14 protein-coding genes are annotated in these 19,377 nt (G+C 46.4%); 8 read left to right on the top strand and 6 right to left on the bottom strand.

The window, feature by feature from the left end; all coding sequences use genetic code 11:
- Positions 1-25: 25 nt before the first annotated feature.
- Positions 26-697 carry a ribose-5-phosphate isomerase RpiA gene (gene rpiA / locus AMS66_RS27105; protein WP_053783733.1) on the bottom strand — a complete coding sequence of 224 codons (672 nt, stop codon included), beginning with the start codon at positions 695-697 and terminating at the stop codon, positions 26-28.
- A 667-nt stretch (positions 698-1,364) separates the two neighbouring features.
- Between rpiA and AMS66_RS27100 the strand changes: the two genes are divergently transcribed.
- Both AMS66_RS27100 and AMS66_RS27095 read left to right on the top strand, forming a co-directional pair.
- Positions 1,365-3,107, top strand: a complete 1,743-nt coding sequence (locus AMS66_RS27100; protein ID WP_053783931.1) for a methyl-accepting chemotaxis protein — start codon at positions 1,365-1,367, stop codon at positions 3,105-3,107.
- A 46-nt stretch (positions 3,108-3,153) separates the two neighbouring features.
- Positions 3,154-6,861, top strand: a complete 3,708-nt coding sequence (locus AMS66_RS27095; protein ID WP_053783732.1) for a non-ribosomal peptide synthetase family protein — start codon at positions 3,154-3,156, stop codon at positions 6,859-6,861.
- A 120-nt stretch (positions 6,862-6,981) separates the two neighbouring features.
- Here the strand turns inward: AMS66_RS27095 and AMS66_RS27090 are convergent, their stop codons facing one another.
- Together AMS66_RS27090 and AMS66_RS27085 are read right to left on the bottom strand one after the other, a co-directional pair.
- Complete coding sequence (locus AMS66_RS27090) at positions 6,982-7,602, bottom strand: TraX family protein (protein WP_236703649.1); 621 nt, start codon at positions 7,600-7,602, stop codon at positions 6,982-6,984.
- 52 nt (positions 7,603-7,654) lie between these two features.
- A complete protein-coding gene (locus tag AMS66_RS27085; protein ID WP_053783731.1) occupies positions 7,655-8,152 on the bottom strand; it encodes a GNAT family N-acetyltransferase in 498 nt (165 codons plus the stop codon).
- A gap of 209 nt (positions 8,153-8,361) precedes the next feature.
- Here AMS66_RS27085 and AMS66_RS27080 point away from each other — a divergent pair, with 209 nt between their 5' ends.
- The 4 genes from AMS66_RS27080 to AMS66_RS27065 are packed head-to-tail and all read left to right on the top strand — an operon-like array spanning position 8,362 to position 12,320.
- Entirely contained in the window at positions 8,362-9,807 is a 1,446-nt protein-coding gene (locus tag AMS66_RS27080; protein ID WP_053783730.1) for a spore germination protein, read from the top strand.
- Positions 9,804-10,955 (top strand): Ger(x)C family spore germination protein, encoded by a 1,152-nt coding sequence (locus tag AMS66_RS27075; protein WP_053783729.1) that lies wholly within the window; start codon positions 9,804-9,806, stop codon positions 10,953-10,955. Before AMS66_RS27080 ends, AMS66_RS27075 begins: the two co-directional genes overlap by 4 nt.
- A gap of 25 nt (positions 10,956-10,980) precedes the next feature.
- A complete protein-coding gene (locus tag AMS66_RS27070; RefSeq protein WP_053783728.1) occupies positions 10,981-11,187 on the top strand; it encodes a hypothetical protein in 207 nt (68 codons plus the stop codon).
- Between the two features lie 14 nt (positions 11,188-11,201).
- On the top strand, positions 11,202-12,320 hold the full coding sequence (locus AMS66_RS27065) for a GerAB/ArcD/ProY family transporter (RefSeq protein ID WP_053783727.1): 1,119 nt from the start codon (positions 11,202-11,204) through the stop codon (positions 12,318-12,320).
- Positions 12,321-12,328: 8 nt separating this feature from the next.
- Here AMS66_RS27065 and AMS66_RS27060 read toward each other — a convergent pair whose 3' ends face one another.
- Positions 12,329-12,802, bottom strand: a complete 474-nt coding sequence (locus AMS66_RS27060) for an RbsD/FucU family protein (protein WP_053783726.1) — start codon at positions 12,800-12,802, stop codon at positions 12,329-12,331.
- Between the two features lie 258 nt (positions 12,803-13,060).
- On the opposite strand from AMS66_RS27060, the gene AMS66_RS27055 reads away from it, so the two are divergent.
- Positions 13,061-13,528 carry a MarR family winged helix-turn-helix transcriptional regulator gene (locus AMS66_RS27055; RefSeq protein WP_236703647.1) on the top strand — a complete coding sequence of 156 codons (468 nt, stop codon included), beginning with the start codon at positions 13,061-13,063 and terminating at the stop codon, positions 13,526-13,528.
- Between the two features lie 31 nt (positions 13,529-13,559).
- Positions 13,560-14,882 (top strand): MFS transporter, encoded by a 1,323-nt coding sequence (locus AMS66_RS27050; protein WP_053783724.1) that lies wholly within the window; start codon positions 13,560-13,562, stop codon positions 14,880-14,882.
- A gap of 97 nt (positions 14,883-14,979) precedes the next feature.
- Here AMS66_RS27050 and AMS66_RS27045 read toward each other — a convergent pair whose 3' ends face one another.
- On the bottom strand, positions 14,980-16,281 hold the full coding sequence (locus AMS66_RS27045; RefSeq protein ID WP_053783723.1) for an MFS transporter: 1,302 nt from the start codon (positions 16,279-16,281) through the stop codon (positions 14,980-14,982).
- Between the two features lie 179 nt (positions 16,282-16,460).
- Positions 16,461-19,373: a glycoside hydrolase family 3 C-terminal domain-containing protein gene (locus tag AMS66_RS27040; RefSeq protein ID WP_053783722.1), complete on the bottom strand. Its 2,913-nt coding sequence runs from the start codon at positions 19,371-19,373 to the stop codon at positions 16,461-16,463.
- Positions 19,374-19,377: the final 4 nt, after the last annotated feature.

The following is a 19,377-nucleotide window of genomic DNA, read 5'->3' as shown; positions in this document are numbered from 1 at the left end:
ACTATGCAATGACCTCGCTTTCAGTTCATGAACGATGACGCTCATCGATGCTACCATCATCCTTCGCAAGAATGACGGTATCCGCCATTTCAATAAACAGTCCATTATCGACAACACCTGGCAGCATATTTAACTGAACGTTAAGCTCCGCAGCATGATCTATGGCTTCCATGCGGCAATCCGCAATGAGGTTTCCATTATCCGTAAGATAACGTTGATCCCCATCCATGCGCCATTCCGGGTTACACCCGAGTTTCTCAAGTGCCTCGAAGGTCCACTCTGACGCAAAAGGAACAACCTCAACCGGCAACGGGAATTTCCCCAGCTTCTGTACTGCTTTGCTGCCGTCGGCCACAATAATCAGTTTGTCGCTGTTTGCAGCTACAATTTTCTCACGCAAAAGCGCACCGCCGCCACCCTTGATCAGGTTAAATTCGGGGTCAACTTCATCTGCACCGTCAATAGTCAGATCCAGACGTCCAATTTGATCAAATGGAACGATCGGAATTCCCCATTCCTTGGCAAGCTTGTCCGATGCTTCCGAAGTAGCTACAGCCTGAATGTTTAACCCTTCACGTACCCGCTCACCAATTCGACAAATAGCGTAATAGGCCGTTGAACCCGTACCCAACCCAACTTTCATTCCATCTTGAACATATTCTGCCGCGCGCTCAGCTGCTATCTGTTTAAGATTCATCTATAAACCCCCGCTGCTCATGATTTAAGAAATGCATACTGTAGTTATTATAGATAAAACCGCTTCCGATGTATATCTGTGCAATGATGTATTCCACTGGGAAACTTGGCCTGTTTCTCTGCTTCACATGCAACATTGTTCTTGCTTATGTATGTTCTTGGTTAGATTAAATGCCGAATCCAAACATCATTTCCTTTATATTCTCCTCCTTGGTGAACGATTGAATAGGCTGATGATAAGGTCATTTCTTTTCATTTGCCTTATTTTCTTCAAAGTTTAAGGATGTTTTTTAACCCACCATGTTATAGAATACAGAATGAAACTAAAAAATGGGAATTATTTTAAATAAACGGTTCTAAATACCTATGTCTTACTTTCATATGTCCATAAATACGTAAAATATTAAAAAAGTTTTAACAAAACTATTCAATTTGACGACATTTTATACGACATATTAAGTATAGATGTGTTTTAATAATTAGACACCTATGGGTATTGAGGTAAAAATATCTCTACATAGCGACCAGGAACCCAAGACCATGGTCGCACATTATGCCTTTGGAGGGGATAGGGAAATGACTTAATTTGCATCATGAAGATACCAACATATTATCAATTCAAAGAAGATCAGGAGTGGACTTTAGTGAAATCATTAAGTTGGAAAAGCATGTCTTTTTTCTCCAAAAATCTGTTGCTTTCATTTACTAACATTATTATCATCGGCGTGGCACTTATTGCCAGCAGCTATTACTTTCAAAAAACAATCCTCGTAGACCAACTACATGGTCAAGTGGAACAGATCACCAAACAATGGGCAGAAGGTATTGATTCCACCGAAGTGCAGGCTGCTATTTCAGAAGGCAGTTATGATGGAAAAGCACAAACAAAATTGCGTGCCTATTTCGATGAAATGCAGAAATATTACCCCAACATTGCACAAGCTTACATCTTTGGTGTCGAGCTCGGAGGAGATAACAAGCGGTTAACTTCCCTTGTTGCCATGCCAACCAATCTGAAGGAAGCCTTTCAGAGTGAAAATGTAAATATCGGTGACATGTATGAACAGCCTGTCGTTGTGGCAAATGCACTGAAAGAAATGGTGAATACCGATCGCCCGACGTTCACCACGTTTTATTCCGACGATTTCGGAACCTGGACAACCATTGCTTATCCGATCAAGGATAGTAACGGCAAGATTTACTCTTACTTTGCAGTCGATGCAGACGCATCAGCAGTACCTGCCGGACTGAACAAATTACTCAAGAACGGAATTATCATTCTGGTCGCGTTCCTGCTGTTGTTCCTGATTATCCAATATCTTGTTGTCAAAAACACACTCTCCCCTATTCGTCACCTGATCAAAGGGATTGATGACGTAAGTCGGGGTAATTTGAATGTCAAGATTCCAACAGGCAAAGACGATCTGGGCATTGTGAATGAAAAGTTCAATACAATGGTACGCAAGATTAATGATACCATCGTCAAAGTTCAAATCACTTCGCAAGAAGTTAACGAGTCTGCCAAGGAACTGTATGAAGTCTCCGAGAGAAATAGCGAGAATGCTGATTCTATCAACAATAACGTTACTCAGATTACATCCAACATTCGTGCACAGGAACAGGCAACACGAGATAGTGCCCGTGCAATGTCCGAGATGGCTATCGTCATTCAGACTATTGCCAGCAGTTCAGCTAGCGTAGCTGACGAAGCCTATGAGATGGAACGCCGTTCACAACAAGGAAACAGTGTTGTCCGTCAGGTCTCCGAGCAGATGAATCTGATTACGGAGTCCGTTAAGAATACCGCTTCTGCCATCCAGGTTCTGGAGAGCCGCTCTCAGGAAATTGGCGATATTCTGAATATCATCTCAGGTATATCCAGCCAAACGAACCTGCTTGCGCTGAATGCATCCATCGAAGCAGCACGTGTTGGTGAGGAAGGCAGAGGATTCGCAGTCGTAGCTGGTGAAGTACGCAAGCTTGCTGAGCAATCCGAACAATCCACGAGCCAGGTTGCTGTACTGATCCAGGAGATTCAGGCTGAAATCAGACAAGCCGTTCGTGCGATGGAACAAGGTACATCTGAAGTGGATACCGGACTCAGTGTAGCTGATCAAACCGGTCAATTGTTCGAGGAGATTCTGGAAGCAGCCAAAAAAGTATCCAATCAGATTCAGGAAGTATCCAGCGCTACAGAAGAAATCTCTGCAGGTACAGAAGAAATGACCGCAACTGCGGATGATTTGTCTGCCAGTGTGAGTAAGACAGCTGACAACAGTGAACGCATCTCTTCATCCGTTGATGAGCAAAAAGGATCTCTGATTACACTTGTTGATTCTTCTACTCGTTTGAACACCATGTCTGAGGAACTGCAAGAACTGATCTCGCATTTTAATGTAAGCAAACTATAATTCAACCTAAAACTTGAACGGTTTGAACCAAGGAGGAACAACTGAAGTGGTCGAAAATCAATCATTATCTCCCCAAACAGTGGAATCTGGCCTGCCGGTTCTTCAGATTCCACTGGATTTTGGGCGCCGTCAACAATCATTCACTTATGAGTCTACTCATATTTCACTGGAATCGTCCCTGGGTCGGGAACTGAAACAAAAATTCGGCTCAGAGAGCGTATATCCAGCATTATTGTCTGCGTATGCAGCCTTGTTGTTCCGATTATCATCCGAGCAGGAACTTGCCATCGGCACGCTGGCTCCCGATCAAGCAGCTTCCCTTGTGTTATTACAGATTCAAGGCAAGTTAACCTTTAAAGAGCTGATTCATCAGATTTCAGATCAACTCCAGCTTCACTACACGCTCCAAACGGGAGGTAATCCGGAAACGCTGTTCATGTTTAATAGTGTGCAGCTGCCTAAAGCACCTCAATTGTTAAATTGGAATATTCGTGATGATCAGGATATGCTCACGCTGGATTTGTTCTATGACAGTTCACTTCTTAATGAATCTACGATTACAAGATATGCAGAGTATTATCAGACTCTTCTTCTGGCCATGTTGCGTGACCAAAACAAGGCCATCGGCACAGTAGACATTTTATCTGCTTCAGATCGATTGCTATATCGAGAAATGAATGATACCGCCGTACTCGAACCGGAGCATCAGACAATTCATGGCTGGTTCGAAGCAACAGCAGCCGAATATCCGGAATCGCCAGCAATTACTTCATCAACTGGTCGGTACACGTATAGAGAATTGAACGAACGTGCCAATCAGGTTGCCCGTGTGCTGTTATCCAACGGATTGCAAAAAGGAGAATTCGTCAGCATCTTTATGGAGCGGAGTCTGGAAACAATTATTTCTTTGCTCGGGATTCTCAAAGCGGGCGGAGTATACGTTCCTGTCGATCCTGAGCATCCACAAGAGCGCAACAGTTATATTGTCGAAGATACAGCTTCATCATTTGTCCTGACCAAAGAGTCTTCTTTACCTGAAGCATCACGTTTATTCTCAGGGATTACTACCGTTCGCCAAATCCTGGCCGTGGACGGACGCCTTGCCGGATTTGCAGCAAGCAACCCCAACCTGGATATTCAGTCAGATGACCTGGCGTATATCATCTATACCTCGGGATCTACCGGCAAACCCAAAGGTGCACTTATTGCCCATCGGGGTGTCGCCAATCTCGGTAGTGTCGTGCAGCGGGATTGCGATATTCAACCAGGTGACGTATTAACCCAGTTTGCTACATACAGCTTCGATGCATCAGTGTGGGATACGATTGGCGCCTTGTTCTACGGAGCAGAATTGTACCTGTTGTCAGCGGAAGAACGTGTTTCCGTTGAAGAATTTGCGAATGCAATTGAGCGCACAGGCACAACGATTATTACGATACTGCCAACCATCTTTTTCAATCAGCTTGCTTCCTTCCTATCTGATGAAGGATTCCACAAGCTGTCCAAAGTCAAAATCATTACCGTAGCTGGAGAAGCTCTCTATGGTGAGCAAGTTCGTGCCTTCCAGCGCAAATTCGGCAACCAGATTGATATCGTCAATGTATACGGACCTACGGAGTGTACAGTAGCGACAGCGACTCACCGCATTAGTGAGCAAGTTCCGGAAGGTGTCGTTAACATTCCAATCGGCCGACCGATTCATAACTATAAAGTGTATATCGTCAATGAAGAACAGCAACTCTGCCCCGTAGGTGTCCCTGGAGAGGTATATATCGCGACACCCGCTTTGGCCAAAGGGTATCTAAACCAGCCGGAGCGTACGGCGCAGGCATTCATTGATAATCCATTTGCCATCGATGAGAAAATCTATAAGTCTGGCGATATTGCCAAAATGCTCGATAGCGGACTGCTGGAATATGTCGGACGCAGCGACTCTCAGTTGAAAATCCGGGGTCACCGGATTGAAATTGGAGAGATCGAGGATCATTTTGCACGTCTGGATCAGATTCAGGATGTGGCCGTGATTCCCAAGAAGGAATCGGATGGTCAAAACATGCTTGTAGGATACTTTACATCCAAAGATGGCAGTACACTTTCCGTTGCGGATATTAAAGCTGAGCTAACGGCGAAGCTTCCTTCCTACTTTGTACCGAAATGGATTTGCCAGCTCGACGAAATGCCGATCGCACCGACAGGAAAAATCAATCGCAAAGCGATGGTATCTCTGCCTCACGTAGAGCGTCATGAAGATCGTCCTGATCGGGTACTGCCGGAGACGGAAACCGAAGTGATTATTCTGGAAGCATGGAAAGAAATTCTTCAGCACGATGACTTTGGTGTGGAGGACAGCTTCTTCGCCATTGGTGGCGATTCCCTTCGGGTCATCCATGTGCTGGTTATTCTGAAGCCACATTATCCGCAGCTAAAGATTGCCGACTTTTTTGCCGAGAAGACGGTTCGTGCCTTGGCACAACGCGTGGAGACGCTGGCTCAAGTTACAGAAGAAACTGCCTATTCCTCAGTGCATGAAGGTGTGATTACCCAATTGTCAGAACATCCTGTAGAGCTGAGATCCCAGATTGGTTACCCGGATATTCTGAGTCCTGAGCATGTGCTCCTGACCGGGGCTACCGGATATCTTGGATCCTATGTCCTGCAGCAGTTGATTCTAACTTCGAATACACGCATCTATACTCTTGTTCGCCGCCCGGCAGACGGAAGCTCTGCAATGGAGCGACTGAGCAGCGTCATGAAAGGTTACTTTGGATCTGAACTGCTACCTCTCCTCGCTTCTCGCGTCGAGATTATCGAAGGTGATCTGGAGCAACCAAATCTGGGTCTTTCAGCCGAGCAGACGACTTACGTGCAAGAACGAATTGACCGCGTGATACACTGTGCCGCGGATGTACGACATTTCGGGGATGCGGAACAATTTGCCAAAACCAATGTGGATGGAACCATCGCATTGCTTAAGCTCATTCGCAGCAAACCAGGTGCCTCCTTCCACCATGTATCCACGATGGGGATACCGGAAGATCTGGCACTCAGCGGACAGTGGGAATCCTCATTGCAATATGATCGCTTCTCAGAGGATCTGCATGTGGACAACCTGTACTCGGACAGCAAGCTCGAAGCCGAGAAAGTGCTTATGATTGCTGCCGAAGAGGGTGTGCCTGTGAGTATCTATCGTGCAGGTAATCTGACCTGTCATTCTGAGACGGGACGTTTCCAGTCCAACATCGATAGCAACGCCTTTTATCGTATGATTAAAGCAATGTTATTGCTCAGCAAGGCTCCGGCAGCCGACTGGATGGTTGATTTCACACCTATTGATTATGCTAGTCAGTCGATTGTACATCTGGCATTACGCCAGGACACAGCAGGACGTGTGTTCCATATCTGTAATCCGGAGCCCATTAGCTACAATGATCTGATTCGTTCTGTGAATCGGGCCGGCTATGAAGTGGAGACTTTGCCTTTTGCAGATTACACCAACTGGTTATTCGATGGCAGTGTCAGCAAGGACCCTGAGGCGCTTCAACTGGCGATCGCTCAGCTTGAAGGAGACGGTGCCAAGGATTCTGCATATGTGTATGCTTCTCCTGTAACAACTGCCTATGTGGAACCCGCCGGAATTACATGCGCCAAAACGGATGATCGTTTCATCTCAAAAATGCTAGAGCATGCCATTGAGATTGGTTATTTCCCTAAGGCAGTTCGACCGCATTTTGGTACATCTCCAACAATGGAATAAATTCAATACAGTGAATACATTTAGTGCATCCGCTGATAAATATAAAGAAGCCACTTCAACGTCATCACTGACGTTGAGGTGGCTTCTTTCTTCATGAAGGCTCTTTCTTCAAGAAGGATCTTAAATCCAGCGAATCAAGACAATGACCGCCAAATGTGCAGGATAAAAATAACGCCAAATCCAACGCGGACCTTTCAGACGGAACCCTGCGTTATAATACTGGGCAATTGCAATTCCTGCGGTGGCAACCACGCTGTACATCTGAACAGAGCCACTGTATAGCATAATATACAGTCCATTTAAAAGCACATGGGCCATGACCAGAATCGGTCCCTGGAAGTACCGGAACAGCAATACAAGAAGCAAGCCATACATGCCGTAATCCATATGGGTGATCTCCATAACCAATCCGGCTAAGGCAACAATCGGAATTCCCAGCATACGGACCGGAAGTTTATCGAGCACGAGCAACACAAGCAGAGCAGACCACAACGTCCATACCACATTCAGCGAAAAATGATTAAAAGCCGCCATAAACGGCAATTGTGAGAGAACAGCAATCCAGAACAACCGCCATATGTATTTTTGTACGTTGCGAGTATGTTTATAACCGATATAAACGGCAAAAGCATAGATTGGAAAAGCAATTCGCCCAATAATTCGCAGCTCCGCCACCTGCGGATAAAAGACGGCTCCTATATGATCGATCAACATCGTGATCATGGCTATCCATTGCATCATTTTGTGCTAATCCCTCCTGCTTTTCCTAACTTCAGGATTCTCCAAGTCTTTCTTATATATGAAGTTCATAATACATGAAATTGGTGTCCAACGTATAGCCTTCCGACTCATATAATGCCTGAGCATTCTTGTTGCTAATCGCCGTAGAGAGCACGATTCGCACAGCTCCACTCTCATCTCCCAATCGTCGTGCAGCTTGCAGCAGATTACGCGCAATTCCTCGCTGGCGATGATCCCCATGTACGTACAGATCATTAAGCACCCAGATTGGCCGCATGGACACTGAGCTAAAGCTGGGATACAGCTGTACATATCCGCCAAACTCACTGGATAAAAGCTTATCCGTCAAGCTGTGCTCATCTCCCTTTTCTGCATCCACTTCCGCTTCTGCAATCAAAATAACGGATTCATTGCGTTCCATTCGTTCTTTTATATATTCACTCGCTCCGTTCAGATCTTCAGGTTGATTGTAAAACATCCTATATTCATTGAACAGCTCTGCAACGCCATTAACATCCCCAAGCTCGGCACGTCTAATCCGATACGTCATCTTCCCTCAACCCCTTATATAAAATGTCTACCCGCTTCATTCCACCCTCTTATTTTAAGCCAAATTTGATGCTCTCCCCATTCATCATCTGCATCAAAGTTTGTAATATATTTCGATAATCCAAACTTAAAAGTATATTTCATTGGAAGCGTCGCACACTATAGTCAGATTAGAGACTCAGGATTACAGCATAGGGAGGCGAAACTGAAATGGAAAAAGACAATATCTATGAACAGGTTAGGGCTAATCTGTTGGGTGTTGCCGACATGATCTATCAGCCTTTTCAAGTTGGACCTTTCCATTGTGAACTCATCTATATTCAGTCCATTGTGGATACCCCTACCATGCGGGAAGCCATCGTCAAACCATTGCTTGAGGAAGCCTCACGAAATGAAATAGATCATCAATTCATTACTCGTGTCGTGACCGGATCATTTTTCACTCTTAACAGCCACCACTCGAATTCACCAGAAGCTATCGTTACTGATATCGTATCGGGCAATGCAGCCTTATACATTGAAGGAATTTCGGGCATGATCCATTTCGCCCTCCAAAATTATCAAAGACGTTCCGTACCGGAATCAACCAACGAAGTCGTGATTGTAGGGCCCCAGGAAGCCTTTATCGAAGATATTCATGTGAATATGTCTCTGCTTCGGCACAAAATCAAACATCCTGATTTGAAGATGATCAAATTCACCATTGGAAAATACACCAAAACCGAGGTATTCGTTGTATATATTCAAGGATTATGCAAAACGGACATTCTGGAAAATGTGTTGGAAAGCCTTGGTAATATTGATATGGACAGCAGCCTGGGCGTGAGTTATTTATCTGAATTTCTGGAGGATCATCCGCTCTCTCCTTTTCCGCAATATCAATATACCGAACGGCCGGATACGGTGGCTGCTGCACTGGTTGAAGGACGGATCGGGGTCATGCAGGACGGAACACCGTTTTCCCTGCTCATTCCCGTAACCTTTTTCTCTTTAATGCAGTCTTCGGAAGACTATTATCAACGATTTTATTCTGCCTCCTTTATCCGGCTTATTCGTCTGTTGTTTGCCTTTATAGCCTTCCTGCTGCCATCCTTTTATGTCGCCGTTACTACATTTCACCCGGAAATCATTCCGACCAACCTGCTGATTACGATTGCTTCTGCGAGAGAAAACATTCCCTTCCCTGCCTTGATTGAAGCGCTCATTATGGAAGTAACCTTTGAAGGTTTGCGCGAAGCGGGGATTCGTATTCCGAAGCCGCTGGGCCAAACGGTGTCTATTATCGGTGGGATTGTTATTGGTCAGGCGGCTGTACAGGCTGGGATAGTCTCAGCACCACTGGTTATTGTCGTATCCATCACAGGTATTGCCGCCTTTATCATCCCGCACTTCGAGCTCGGACTGGCTTTCCGGCTGCTTCGTTTTCCGGTACTGTTTATGGGCGGAACGCTGGGTCTGTTCGGCATTGTGATCTCAATCTATCTGATCTATTGGTACATGGTTAGTCTGCGTTCATTTGGCGTACCATACATGCAGCCCTTTGCCCCCCTCGTGCTGCGTGATATCAAGGATACTATCGTTCGTGTGCCTTGGTTCCTGATGAAGAAGCGACCAGCAGCTTACGAAGAGGCTAATAAGAAAAGGCAAAAAACATGAAAACGTTGATGGTTACAACCAAACTGAGTGTCGTTATGATATGCGTTTTACTGTGCAGTGGCTGCTGGTCCAAAGTAGAGATAAATGAACGTACGTTTATTACAGCCATGTATGTTGATAAGGGTGAAAAAACGGGTGAAATCGATATTTCACTAAGTATGCCGCTGCCCAACCGTCTCTCTCCGGAAGGAACGGGTGGGCCCGGAAAAAATCCATATGCTCTCGTTTCGGCTACCGCATCCACCATCGCTGACGCCATGGAGAAAATCCAAACAGATCTCACACGAAAGATTTCCTGGGGGCACACACGGGTAGTGGTATTCGGTGAGGCATACGCCAGAGAGGGAATTCAAGATGCGATGGAATGGATCTCACGTGAACCTTTGTTCCATCTTAGCAGTTACGTCATGGTTTCTAAGGGCAGAGCCCGAGACGTGGCTGATCTGACTCCGGTTTTCGAAGAAACACCCAGCGATGTGTTAAGAGAATTTGCAACCGAAGAAAACATGTTAAAGACGCAAATGCTCAGTGTACTTATGGCTGACAAAATGAATCAGGGCTTTGCCGCCCCCTTGCTGGAATCGAAAGCAACCACAATGGCAAGTGAGGAGAACAAACGAAAGCAATGGACCAGTCAGGTGGGCGGTGCTCTTTTCAAACAGATGAAGATGGTTGATTCGATCTCACCCGAAGAAACAAGAACGGTAGCCTGGGCCAATCGCAAATTGGATACTTTGTCCGTCTCCGTGGAAACCGATGACGAGAAAGCGAGTATGACCGTCTATAATATGAATTCCAAAATCAAGGTCAAACTTGTAAATGGACAACCTTTTTTTGACATTACTTTAAAGGGTGAGGCAGAACTGAATTCCGTGATCCCCGTTCTAAAGGTGAAGGATGTGGTGGGCGTTAAACAAATACAGCAAAAGGCCAATGAAAAGGCGAGTGCCTATTTAACAAACGCAATAAAGGCCGGCCAACGAAAAAAAGCTGATATTCTGATGCTTGGTTATCGTCTGGAATGGGCCTATCCTCGCATCTGGGAACAGTTGCGTCCCGTTTGGAATGATTATGTCAAAAACGATTTGCAGTTTAACGTGCATGCCAAAATCAACATCCAGTTCGTAGGATCGGAATCCAGCTACTGATAAGGCCACTTTAGGAGGTAAACCAATGATTGCTGTTGTTCTGTTTGCCGTACTGTACATACTCGAGTGGCCCATGATCAAGTCCAGCAAAAAGGGAATAAAAAGGGCCTATTTCGTTCTGCTGGGCCTATTTCTTCTGTGGAATACCCTGGCTGTCTCTGTACCGGGCTGGCCTAATCCCAATGATGTCATCAGGCTGGTCTTTGGCTGGGCAGACCGCTTATTTGGCTAAGAAAGGAGTACGCCATGATCAAATTGTCTGCCGGACAAGCGTACCGTTTTATGTTTGTCTACCTGTATTCCGAACCCATAGCTTTCCTCCTGCAGCGCTTGTTCAAAATGAGCGGTTATCAAGGGTGGATATCCATCCTTGGCGGGTTTGCGATCAGTCTGATTCTTCTCTTCTTCACATACAGATTGGGGGCGGTTCACCCGGATCGACCCTGGGTTGATTTTGGTGACGAAATTGTGGGCAAGGTCGTTCACAAGCTGTTCCTCTGTCTCATTGTGTTACTGTGCCTGTATTTGATATCCGTTGACGTAGAGAATTTCATCGTTTTCCTGCAATCCATGTACTTACCTGAGACACCTATATGGCTGACAGCAACCGTAACCATTTTATGTATCAGCCTCTCCGCGCGCTCAGGTTTGATTACCATTGTCTATTTATCAGAAGGGATATTTTTGGTGCAAATCTTTACGTCTACTTTTCTCATGCCTGCTGTAACAGGCGGGGGAAATCCGGATGTACTGCTTGCCATGCTCACTCATCATGATCTGAAAGAAATTTTCACGGGCTCGATTTCAACTATGCCCTGGTTTTCCGAATGGATGATGTTCCTGTTCCTTGCCCCTGCCATCGCTTTCAGGCGGCCGCTTTTACGAAGTATGTTATTTGCAGGCTCTACGCTTGCATTATTCATTATCGTATTCTGGATGTTTACTTTAATGAATTTTGGACCTTACGAAGCCAGCAGTCTCCGCTACCCTTTGCTGGAAATGATACGTTTTGCCCGTTACGGCGATTTTCTGGATAACCTGGACCCTTTCCTGATTGCCATCTGGTCTACGACCATGTTTACTCGCAGTTCGTTTCTGTTATACGTAGCCTCAGTTTGTCTTGCCAAACTTACCGGAGTTCGAAAGGATAGAACGGTAGTCTATCTGCTGGCGGGAACCGCTGCTTCTTATGTTCTTCAATATGCAAAAGACGCGGCATCCTATGAATTAGCCATTCGTTCTTACGCCATCGCTACCTATGCTGTACTTATCGAGTGTATGCCTATATTATATGTTGTTGTTTACTGGCTCCGCTTCGGGAAACGCAAAAAGACGAACGAGGCCTCTGCCGCCCCGTCGCCTTAAGTTTGGATTCAATTCAATTCAAGTTTTTTCGCTTGTGAATAAGGATCTGTATCTGGAAAAATGACCCCTTTTTTCAAAATCAAATTGGCATACTGCGCACGTTCACCGGTTGCAATGATAACATAGGCGCGGGAAGCCCTCTCATAAAACGCGAAGCGCTCTTCTTGATCAAAGGCATCCGTGATGCCCTCGTGATCAAGGATAAGCCTTCGATAATCTTCCCAGATGATAGGCACCACTTGATCCCCCTTGACGACCTGCATAACGGCTGCCGGCCGCTCAGCGTACGTATCCAGTGGATACAAACTTAAAATGGCATCCAGTAATTCCACGGTACCTAGCGCATCACATCGAATCAGCCTTTGGGCATGACTGGCTGCGGGGAAGTTGCCATCAGCCAGTACCAGTTCGTCTCCATGACCCATTTCGGACATCATTTTCAGAAGTTCCGGAGGTATTATTGCGGGAATGTTCTTCAGCATACTCAGCTCTCCTCAGTCAGCTCCATAATCAGCTGGAGCAGATTCGTCTTCGTAACTTCACCATCATGTAGTCCAATTTCCGCTATACAGCGGCACTTCTATTTTATCAGTATTTTCCAACCTTTGCATATTTCAATGTTCGCATAAAACATTATTGCACTTTCAATTCACATATGAAAAATTTCGTCATGGCGCGAATATTCTTAAATCCGTTTTGACAAAATTAATTGTTTGGCATATAGTTGTTATAACAAGTATATGAATTGGACTATTTTGCTTAAAGAAAGAGAGGATTTTATGGGGACCGACTATTCACTCGATCAATCCATTGGATTCATGCTGGGCATGACACACCGCAAGGCGTCGGCTTTACTAGCCATACGATTCAAACCTTATGATATAACGACAGAGCAATTTTCCGTTCTGTTCAATATCGGAAGAGGCGAAGGCGTGAATCAGAAGGAAGTCGCCACTCGCGTTTATAAGGACCAGCCCACAACTGCCCGCATTATTGATCTGTTGGAAAAAAAAGGCTGGGTCGATCGCCGAACCAGCGAACATGATCGCAGAGCCTACTTGCTCTACTTAACCGAAGAAGGAAAAAGATTGCTTGACCAGCTTGTTCCGCTCGAAAGAGAAATGAATAAAAATCTGATTGAAGGTATTCCCGAAGACCAGATGGAAGCATTTAGACATACTCTTTCCCTCATGAACAGGAACTTGTAACGAATTTCACACCAGGGGGAATGAACAAAAAATGAAATCACAATCATCGCAAGTCAAACTATGGACCACCGATTTTATCCTGCTCATGTTATGTAACTTTCTACTCTTTCTGCAACTTCACATGATTGTATCCCCACTGCCTTCCTATGTGCAGGACCGTTTTCACGCCAATGCCTTTGAAGTCAGCCTCTTCACCTGTCTTTTTGCCCTTAGCGCCATTGCTGCCCGACTTTATTCAGCCAAAGCATTGGAGAAGGGGCTTCGCAATGCCATGATCTATATTGGCCTGACCGTCGCCTTGCTTGCGACACTTGGATATTACTTTGCTGCCGGAATTGCTGTCCTGTTATTGCTGCGCATGGTATTTGGTATCGGATTTGGCATGAGCAGCACGGCTTTCCCGACTATGGCGTCGGATATTGTCCCTGTGAAACGGATGGGTGAAGGTATGGGCTATTTCGGCCTGTCCACAAGTCTAGCCATGTCCATGGGTCCCATTATTGGGGTCACCGTGCTCCAGGGCGCCGGGTTCGTGACACTCATGTTATGTACGGCAGGTGTGATTGTGGTCATCTATCCACTCAGCTATTCACTGACACGCAAAAAAGCTAGGAGGGTCAATGATGAGGTGGTACCGACTCCACCCGTTGGAACAGCTACGATATCAGGCACCAAGGTAAAGACGCCTTTCAACCGCAAACTGATTCTGCCAAGTGTACTGAATTGTTTGCTGTCCATCACGTATGGCGGACTGGTCGGATTCATCGTTTTGTATGGAAAGGAAGCCAACCTGGCTAACCCTGCACTGTTCTTTTTGTTTAATGCTCTTGCTGTACTGCTGGTCAGACCGTTTGCAGGACGGATCTATGACAGTAAAGGTCCAAAAGCGTTACTGATTCCCGGAGCGATATTCATCGCTGCTGGACTAATCACGCTCTCATATGCTTCTTCTATGTCCATCTTGTTTGTCGCTGCATTTTTATACGGAATCGGATATGGTTCCATCCAGTCCTCCATGCAGACCTGGATGATTCAGATTGTCTCTCCTTCACAACGCGGTATGGCTAACGGCATGTTTCTGAACACGCTGGATTTGGGGATTGCTCTGGGAGCACTTCTGCTCGGCGCTATTGCTTCTATAACCAGTTATACCGATATGTACCGTTATTCCATTATATTCATGATCCTATTTCTCCTGATATACCTGATTCAAGGGAAACGAAGTGGAGGTTTTGCAGTTCCTGTCCATCCGCTATTGACTCATACACATATTACTGGGCAGGAATCAGATCGGAATGAGCATACCGAAACTGCAAGCGAAAATGACACACCTATTCAGCGAAAAGATAACTGATACAAATGCACTTTTATACTTCGATTCATTAGAACGCGTTTACTCTGTAAAGGAAAAATACTTCCCCCAGAGTAAACGCGTTTTTTTATAGTCTTTATCAGAGTGGACTTTTCTTTCTCCGCCCTGGCAGATAACCACCTGGCTGTTTCACATCATCATAATCATGTTCATTATGATTTTGACCACCGCCTGATGTTGGCTGGTTTCCCTTTTCCGGCTTGACTGCCAATAACGTGAGTAACCCTCCCACGGCCCCGGAGGCGGCGAGAATACCGAACAGAAGGAAATGGTGGGACCCGATCAACAGTGACACGACAGGAGGACCGAGAGACACGCCGATAAAACGCATGCTGCTGAACAATGCCGTGATGGTACCGCGTTGTTCCTTGTCCACCCCTTCAGTTACCATAGCATCCAGACATGGCAGTGTAGCACCTATTCCTGCTCCACCAAGAGTAAACAAACCGACAACGACATAAATGTTGTCAAAAAGCCCGATCACACCAAGAGATACAGTTAAAACAGCAAGTCCGATAAAACCGAGCCATTTCATCCGTGTCTTGTTCTTCCCAATCCACTTTCCAGCAAAGAAAGATGCCAGACACAAGGCTGCCAGCGGTATGGCAAGCACAAGTCCTTTAAGTACGCCTTTTAATTTGAACTCCGATTCCAATGTCTCCGATAGATAAAAGAGCACGCCAAAGAGAACAAACATGCAAATACCGCCGATGGCAAAAATAGCATACAGCCAGCGGCCCTTTTCTTTCAGCACACTACGAATGGAAGTAACAAATTCGGGAAAGCTCTTTGGTTCTTCCTTCCTCTTCGGTGTTTTCACCAGGAAAATAACCAGAACCAATGAAAGCAAACAGAGTACCGGAATAGCCATAAAAGGCAAATACCAAATCCATACAGCCAGAGCCGCACCCATAATCGGACTTAGTACCTTGCCAAAGGTATTCGAGGTTTCAATAATTCCAAGGCTTTTACTCACTTCGTTTTCATCATCGAACATATCTCCAACCAATGGAATGACAATCGGGAAAGCCCCTGCTGCTCCTATCCCTTGCAAAAGTCTGCCACCGAGAATGGTCCAGTATGCCGCATTTCCATTCAGCATCCAGGCTGCTCCACCTGCTACCGCGCCTCCTGCGGCTGCAATGATGAGACTGGGAATAATGACGGCTTTCCTGCCGAAACGATCCGACAGATATCCTGCAAGTGGAATGAGCAGGATCGCGACGACCGCATAAACCGTAATTAACATGCTGACCTTGAATGAGGACACTTTCAATTCACGCTCAATCTGTGGAAGGATGGGGATCAGCATGGAATTGCCCAGTGTCATAATAACCGGGATGGAAGCGAGTGCAACGAGGTCCCACTTTTTATCGTTCATACCTCAACCACCTTTACAGAATCAGAAAACAACAACGTTATTGTGGGTTGTTCTGCAGTTGAATATACGGCCTATGTAAAAAAGATCACTTGGGATGACAGCGCAAAAAGGCTGTCTCACTGAAATCAGTGTCAGGACAGCCTTTTTGCTATGCTTCATGAAGGTTTACTAATTAAAGCCTAATTCAGTACAAATTGCTGGAGGGCTGCACCGCCCTTGAAAACAATGCAGAGCTGTTCGATCTCACGCTCTGGCTTCAAGAAACAGCGAGCAGTGCTCCACTGAAGATTCTTCCCGTTGACTGTCCCAGCGGAACCGGGAACGACACAAGTGCCGAGCAGCGGGCCTTCCGGACCTTCCGCTCGAATCTCCAATTCGCCACCTTCACTGAAGGCTGCCACCCGACCCTCAAATCCGCTAGGTTGCCGGAAAGCATTATCGTGGAATGAAATCCAGGATGGGCGCCCTTCGCGATACAGCGGTTCATCTGAAGCAATGGCACGTACGGCTGATCGTCCTTCCTGACATTCATCCAATAGAACGCCTGCATATGCATCATAATTTTCCGCAAAGGTAGGCAGATTCAGTGCGCGTGCAGGAATGGTTTCACCCTCGATGTGGATTTCTGCCGTCTGACGAATATCTGCCGAGGAACGTCCAGCCATAATCAACCAGGTGGCTGTTTCAAGACAATATCTGTCACGAGTGACATCCCAGAAGGCCAGTTTCTGAACAGGGATCTCGAAAGAAAGATTCTCTACTGCGCCTGAGGCAAGATGTATCCGCCGGAAGCCGATCAACTGACTTTGCGGGCGCTTCACCCTTGAAGTTTGGGCGTGCCCATACAGCTGCACCACTTCATCGCTGTCATGTTCCCCTTTGTTCTCGATCTGTACTTCAATCTTCAACACATCGTCTCCAGAAGATCCCTGTGCTCGCTCCACTCGAATCGCTCTATACTCAAATTCCGAATAGGTCAACCCATGACCAAAGGGATACAGGACTGGACCTTCATGATACATATAAGTTGTACCGTTATGAATAATGTCATAATCCATGATGTCTGGAAGCTGCGATTCATCTTCATACCATGTCATATTCAGTCTGCCAGCAGGAGCATAATTTCCGAGCAAAACATCGGCAACCGCATTCCCCAATTCCTGGCCTGCATGCGTCAGGTATACGATTGCCGGAGCCACATCTTTCAACTCTTGCAGTGCAAATGGATAACTACCCACAATGACGACGACCGTATTAGGGTTCACTTGGCAGACTTCCTTCACCAGCCGAACCTGATCTGGAGGAAGCAGCAGACTTGGACGATCGATTTCCTCTTTGCCGTTAATATATGGACTATTGCCAACTACAACGACAGAAACGTCACTGTTCTGCGCAGCTTCTTTCGCCTGCTCTATTCCGTTAGCAATAACGTCCAGCTTGAACACAGCAGGTTCCTGCGTCTCCACTATGGCTTCCAGATTGCCAGAAGAACTCAAGTCCTCGTCTGTTTGTTCCGGTGTTGGGGACAGCACCAGTTGCCCCTGATGTTCATTCAGTCCGAGCGGCAATCCGTTCCACGTACGCAACGTACTGCTTCCATCCGCTTGTGAATCAATCTGTACCACTTCCTTGACGAACCATCCACCAATCTCCGGTGCATTCGCCTGATAGATGCCCTGTTCGGTTAACGAAACATAGCGATTATTCTTCACACTGCGCAGCGTATGACTTCCCCAGCCCCAATCCTGATGTACAAATTCTGCGGACTCCGCACTGCCCTCCGCCACGGCCACAAGCTTTCCTTCAGCACCAAGTGTTAATACCTTTCCATCGATCGTCTTGAGGCTAATATGATCATTCCCGTCTGTAAAAGAAACCTCTGCACCGGCAAGCTGCTTGCGCAATCCTTCCAGAACGGTAACACGATAAGGCAGTGTGCCGCTGTACCAATCGGTATAGACCACATCTGCAAGGGGGCCAATTACACTAACCTTCTTCAATCGTTCCGATTGAAGCGGAAGCAGTCCGTTATTTTTGAGTAAAACGATAGACTCGGCCGCTGCTCTATAGCTTAATTTGGCATGTTCAGGCGCACACAATACAGATTCCGATATCGAAGCATACGGATTAAGTCCCGTCTGATCTAGTTGTCCAAGCCGCATCCGCACACCAAAAATATTGCGAATGGCGCGGTCAAGATCCTCGACCTCCAGCAAGTTCCGCTCAAGCGCCTCTTCCAAGGCAGATACGACCAAGTCGACCTCGTCCGTCAGACAGTCCACGCCTGCCTTTAATGCCCCTGCTGCCGATTCCGCATGCTTGGCATGATAACCGTGATAATTGACCGTCTGGGACAAGTCACCCCCGTCACACACGATAAAACCTGGCATGGCCCATTCACCCTTGACCACATCATTCACATAGGAACTTTCTATGGCTGGTGTGCCGTTGATGGAATTGTACGCTGTCATCATCGACAAGGCTCCGCCTTCAACGAAAGGTGTCTCGAAAGCTTTTAAATAATATTCACGCAAATTCCGCGGATCGATGCTAGATGAACAATTCAACCGATCCTTCTCATTATTGTTGGCAAAAAAGTGCTTCAACGTCGCTACCATTTTCAAATAGAACGAGTGATGACCCTGCATGCCTTTCACAAGAGCTGCCGACATTTCACCCGTCAGTACGGGGTCTTCACCATAGCCTTCTTCCGTTCTTCCCCAACGCGGATCACGTTCCAGATCGACGGTAGGCGCCCATAAGGTCAAGCCGTGACGCTCGGGTGCACGATGATGGTATGCTCTGGCTTCGTCTCCGATGACAGAACCAATTTCACGCATGAGCTTTGTATTCCAGGTGCTCGACAAACCAAGCGGTTGCGGGAAGACCGTAGCCTCGCCTATCCAGGCCACCCCGTGAGCTGCTTCACCTCCCACATTGTAGCCGGGTATTCCCAATCGGGGTACTGCGGCTTCGCGTGTAGGAATTAATCTGATTTTCTCCTCCGTTGTCAGACGCGCAATCAAGTCATTCAATCGTTCTTCCAAGGGCAATGTTGCGTCCCACATCGGATATTGATGATATTCATTCATTCTA

Origin of the sequence: Paenibacillus xylanivorans, assembly GCF_001280595.1 — a bacterium.
Lineage (GTDB): Bacteria > Bacillota > Bacilli > Paenibacillales > Paenibacillaceae > Paenibacillus > Paenibacillus xylanivorans.
Note: the sequence above shows the minus strand (reverse complement) of the source record. Positions and strands in the feature narration are given on the sequence as shown.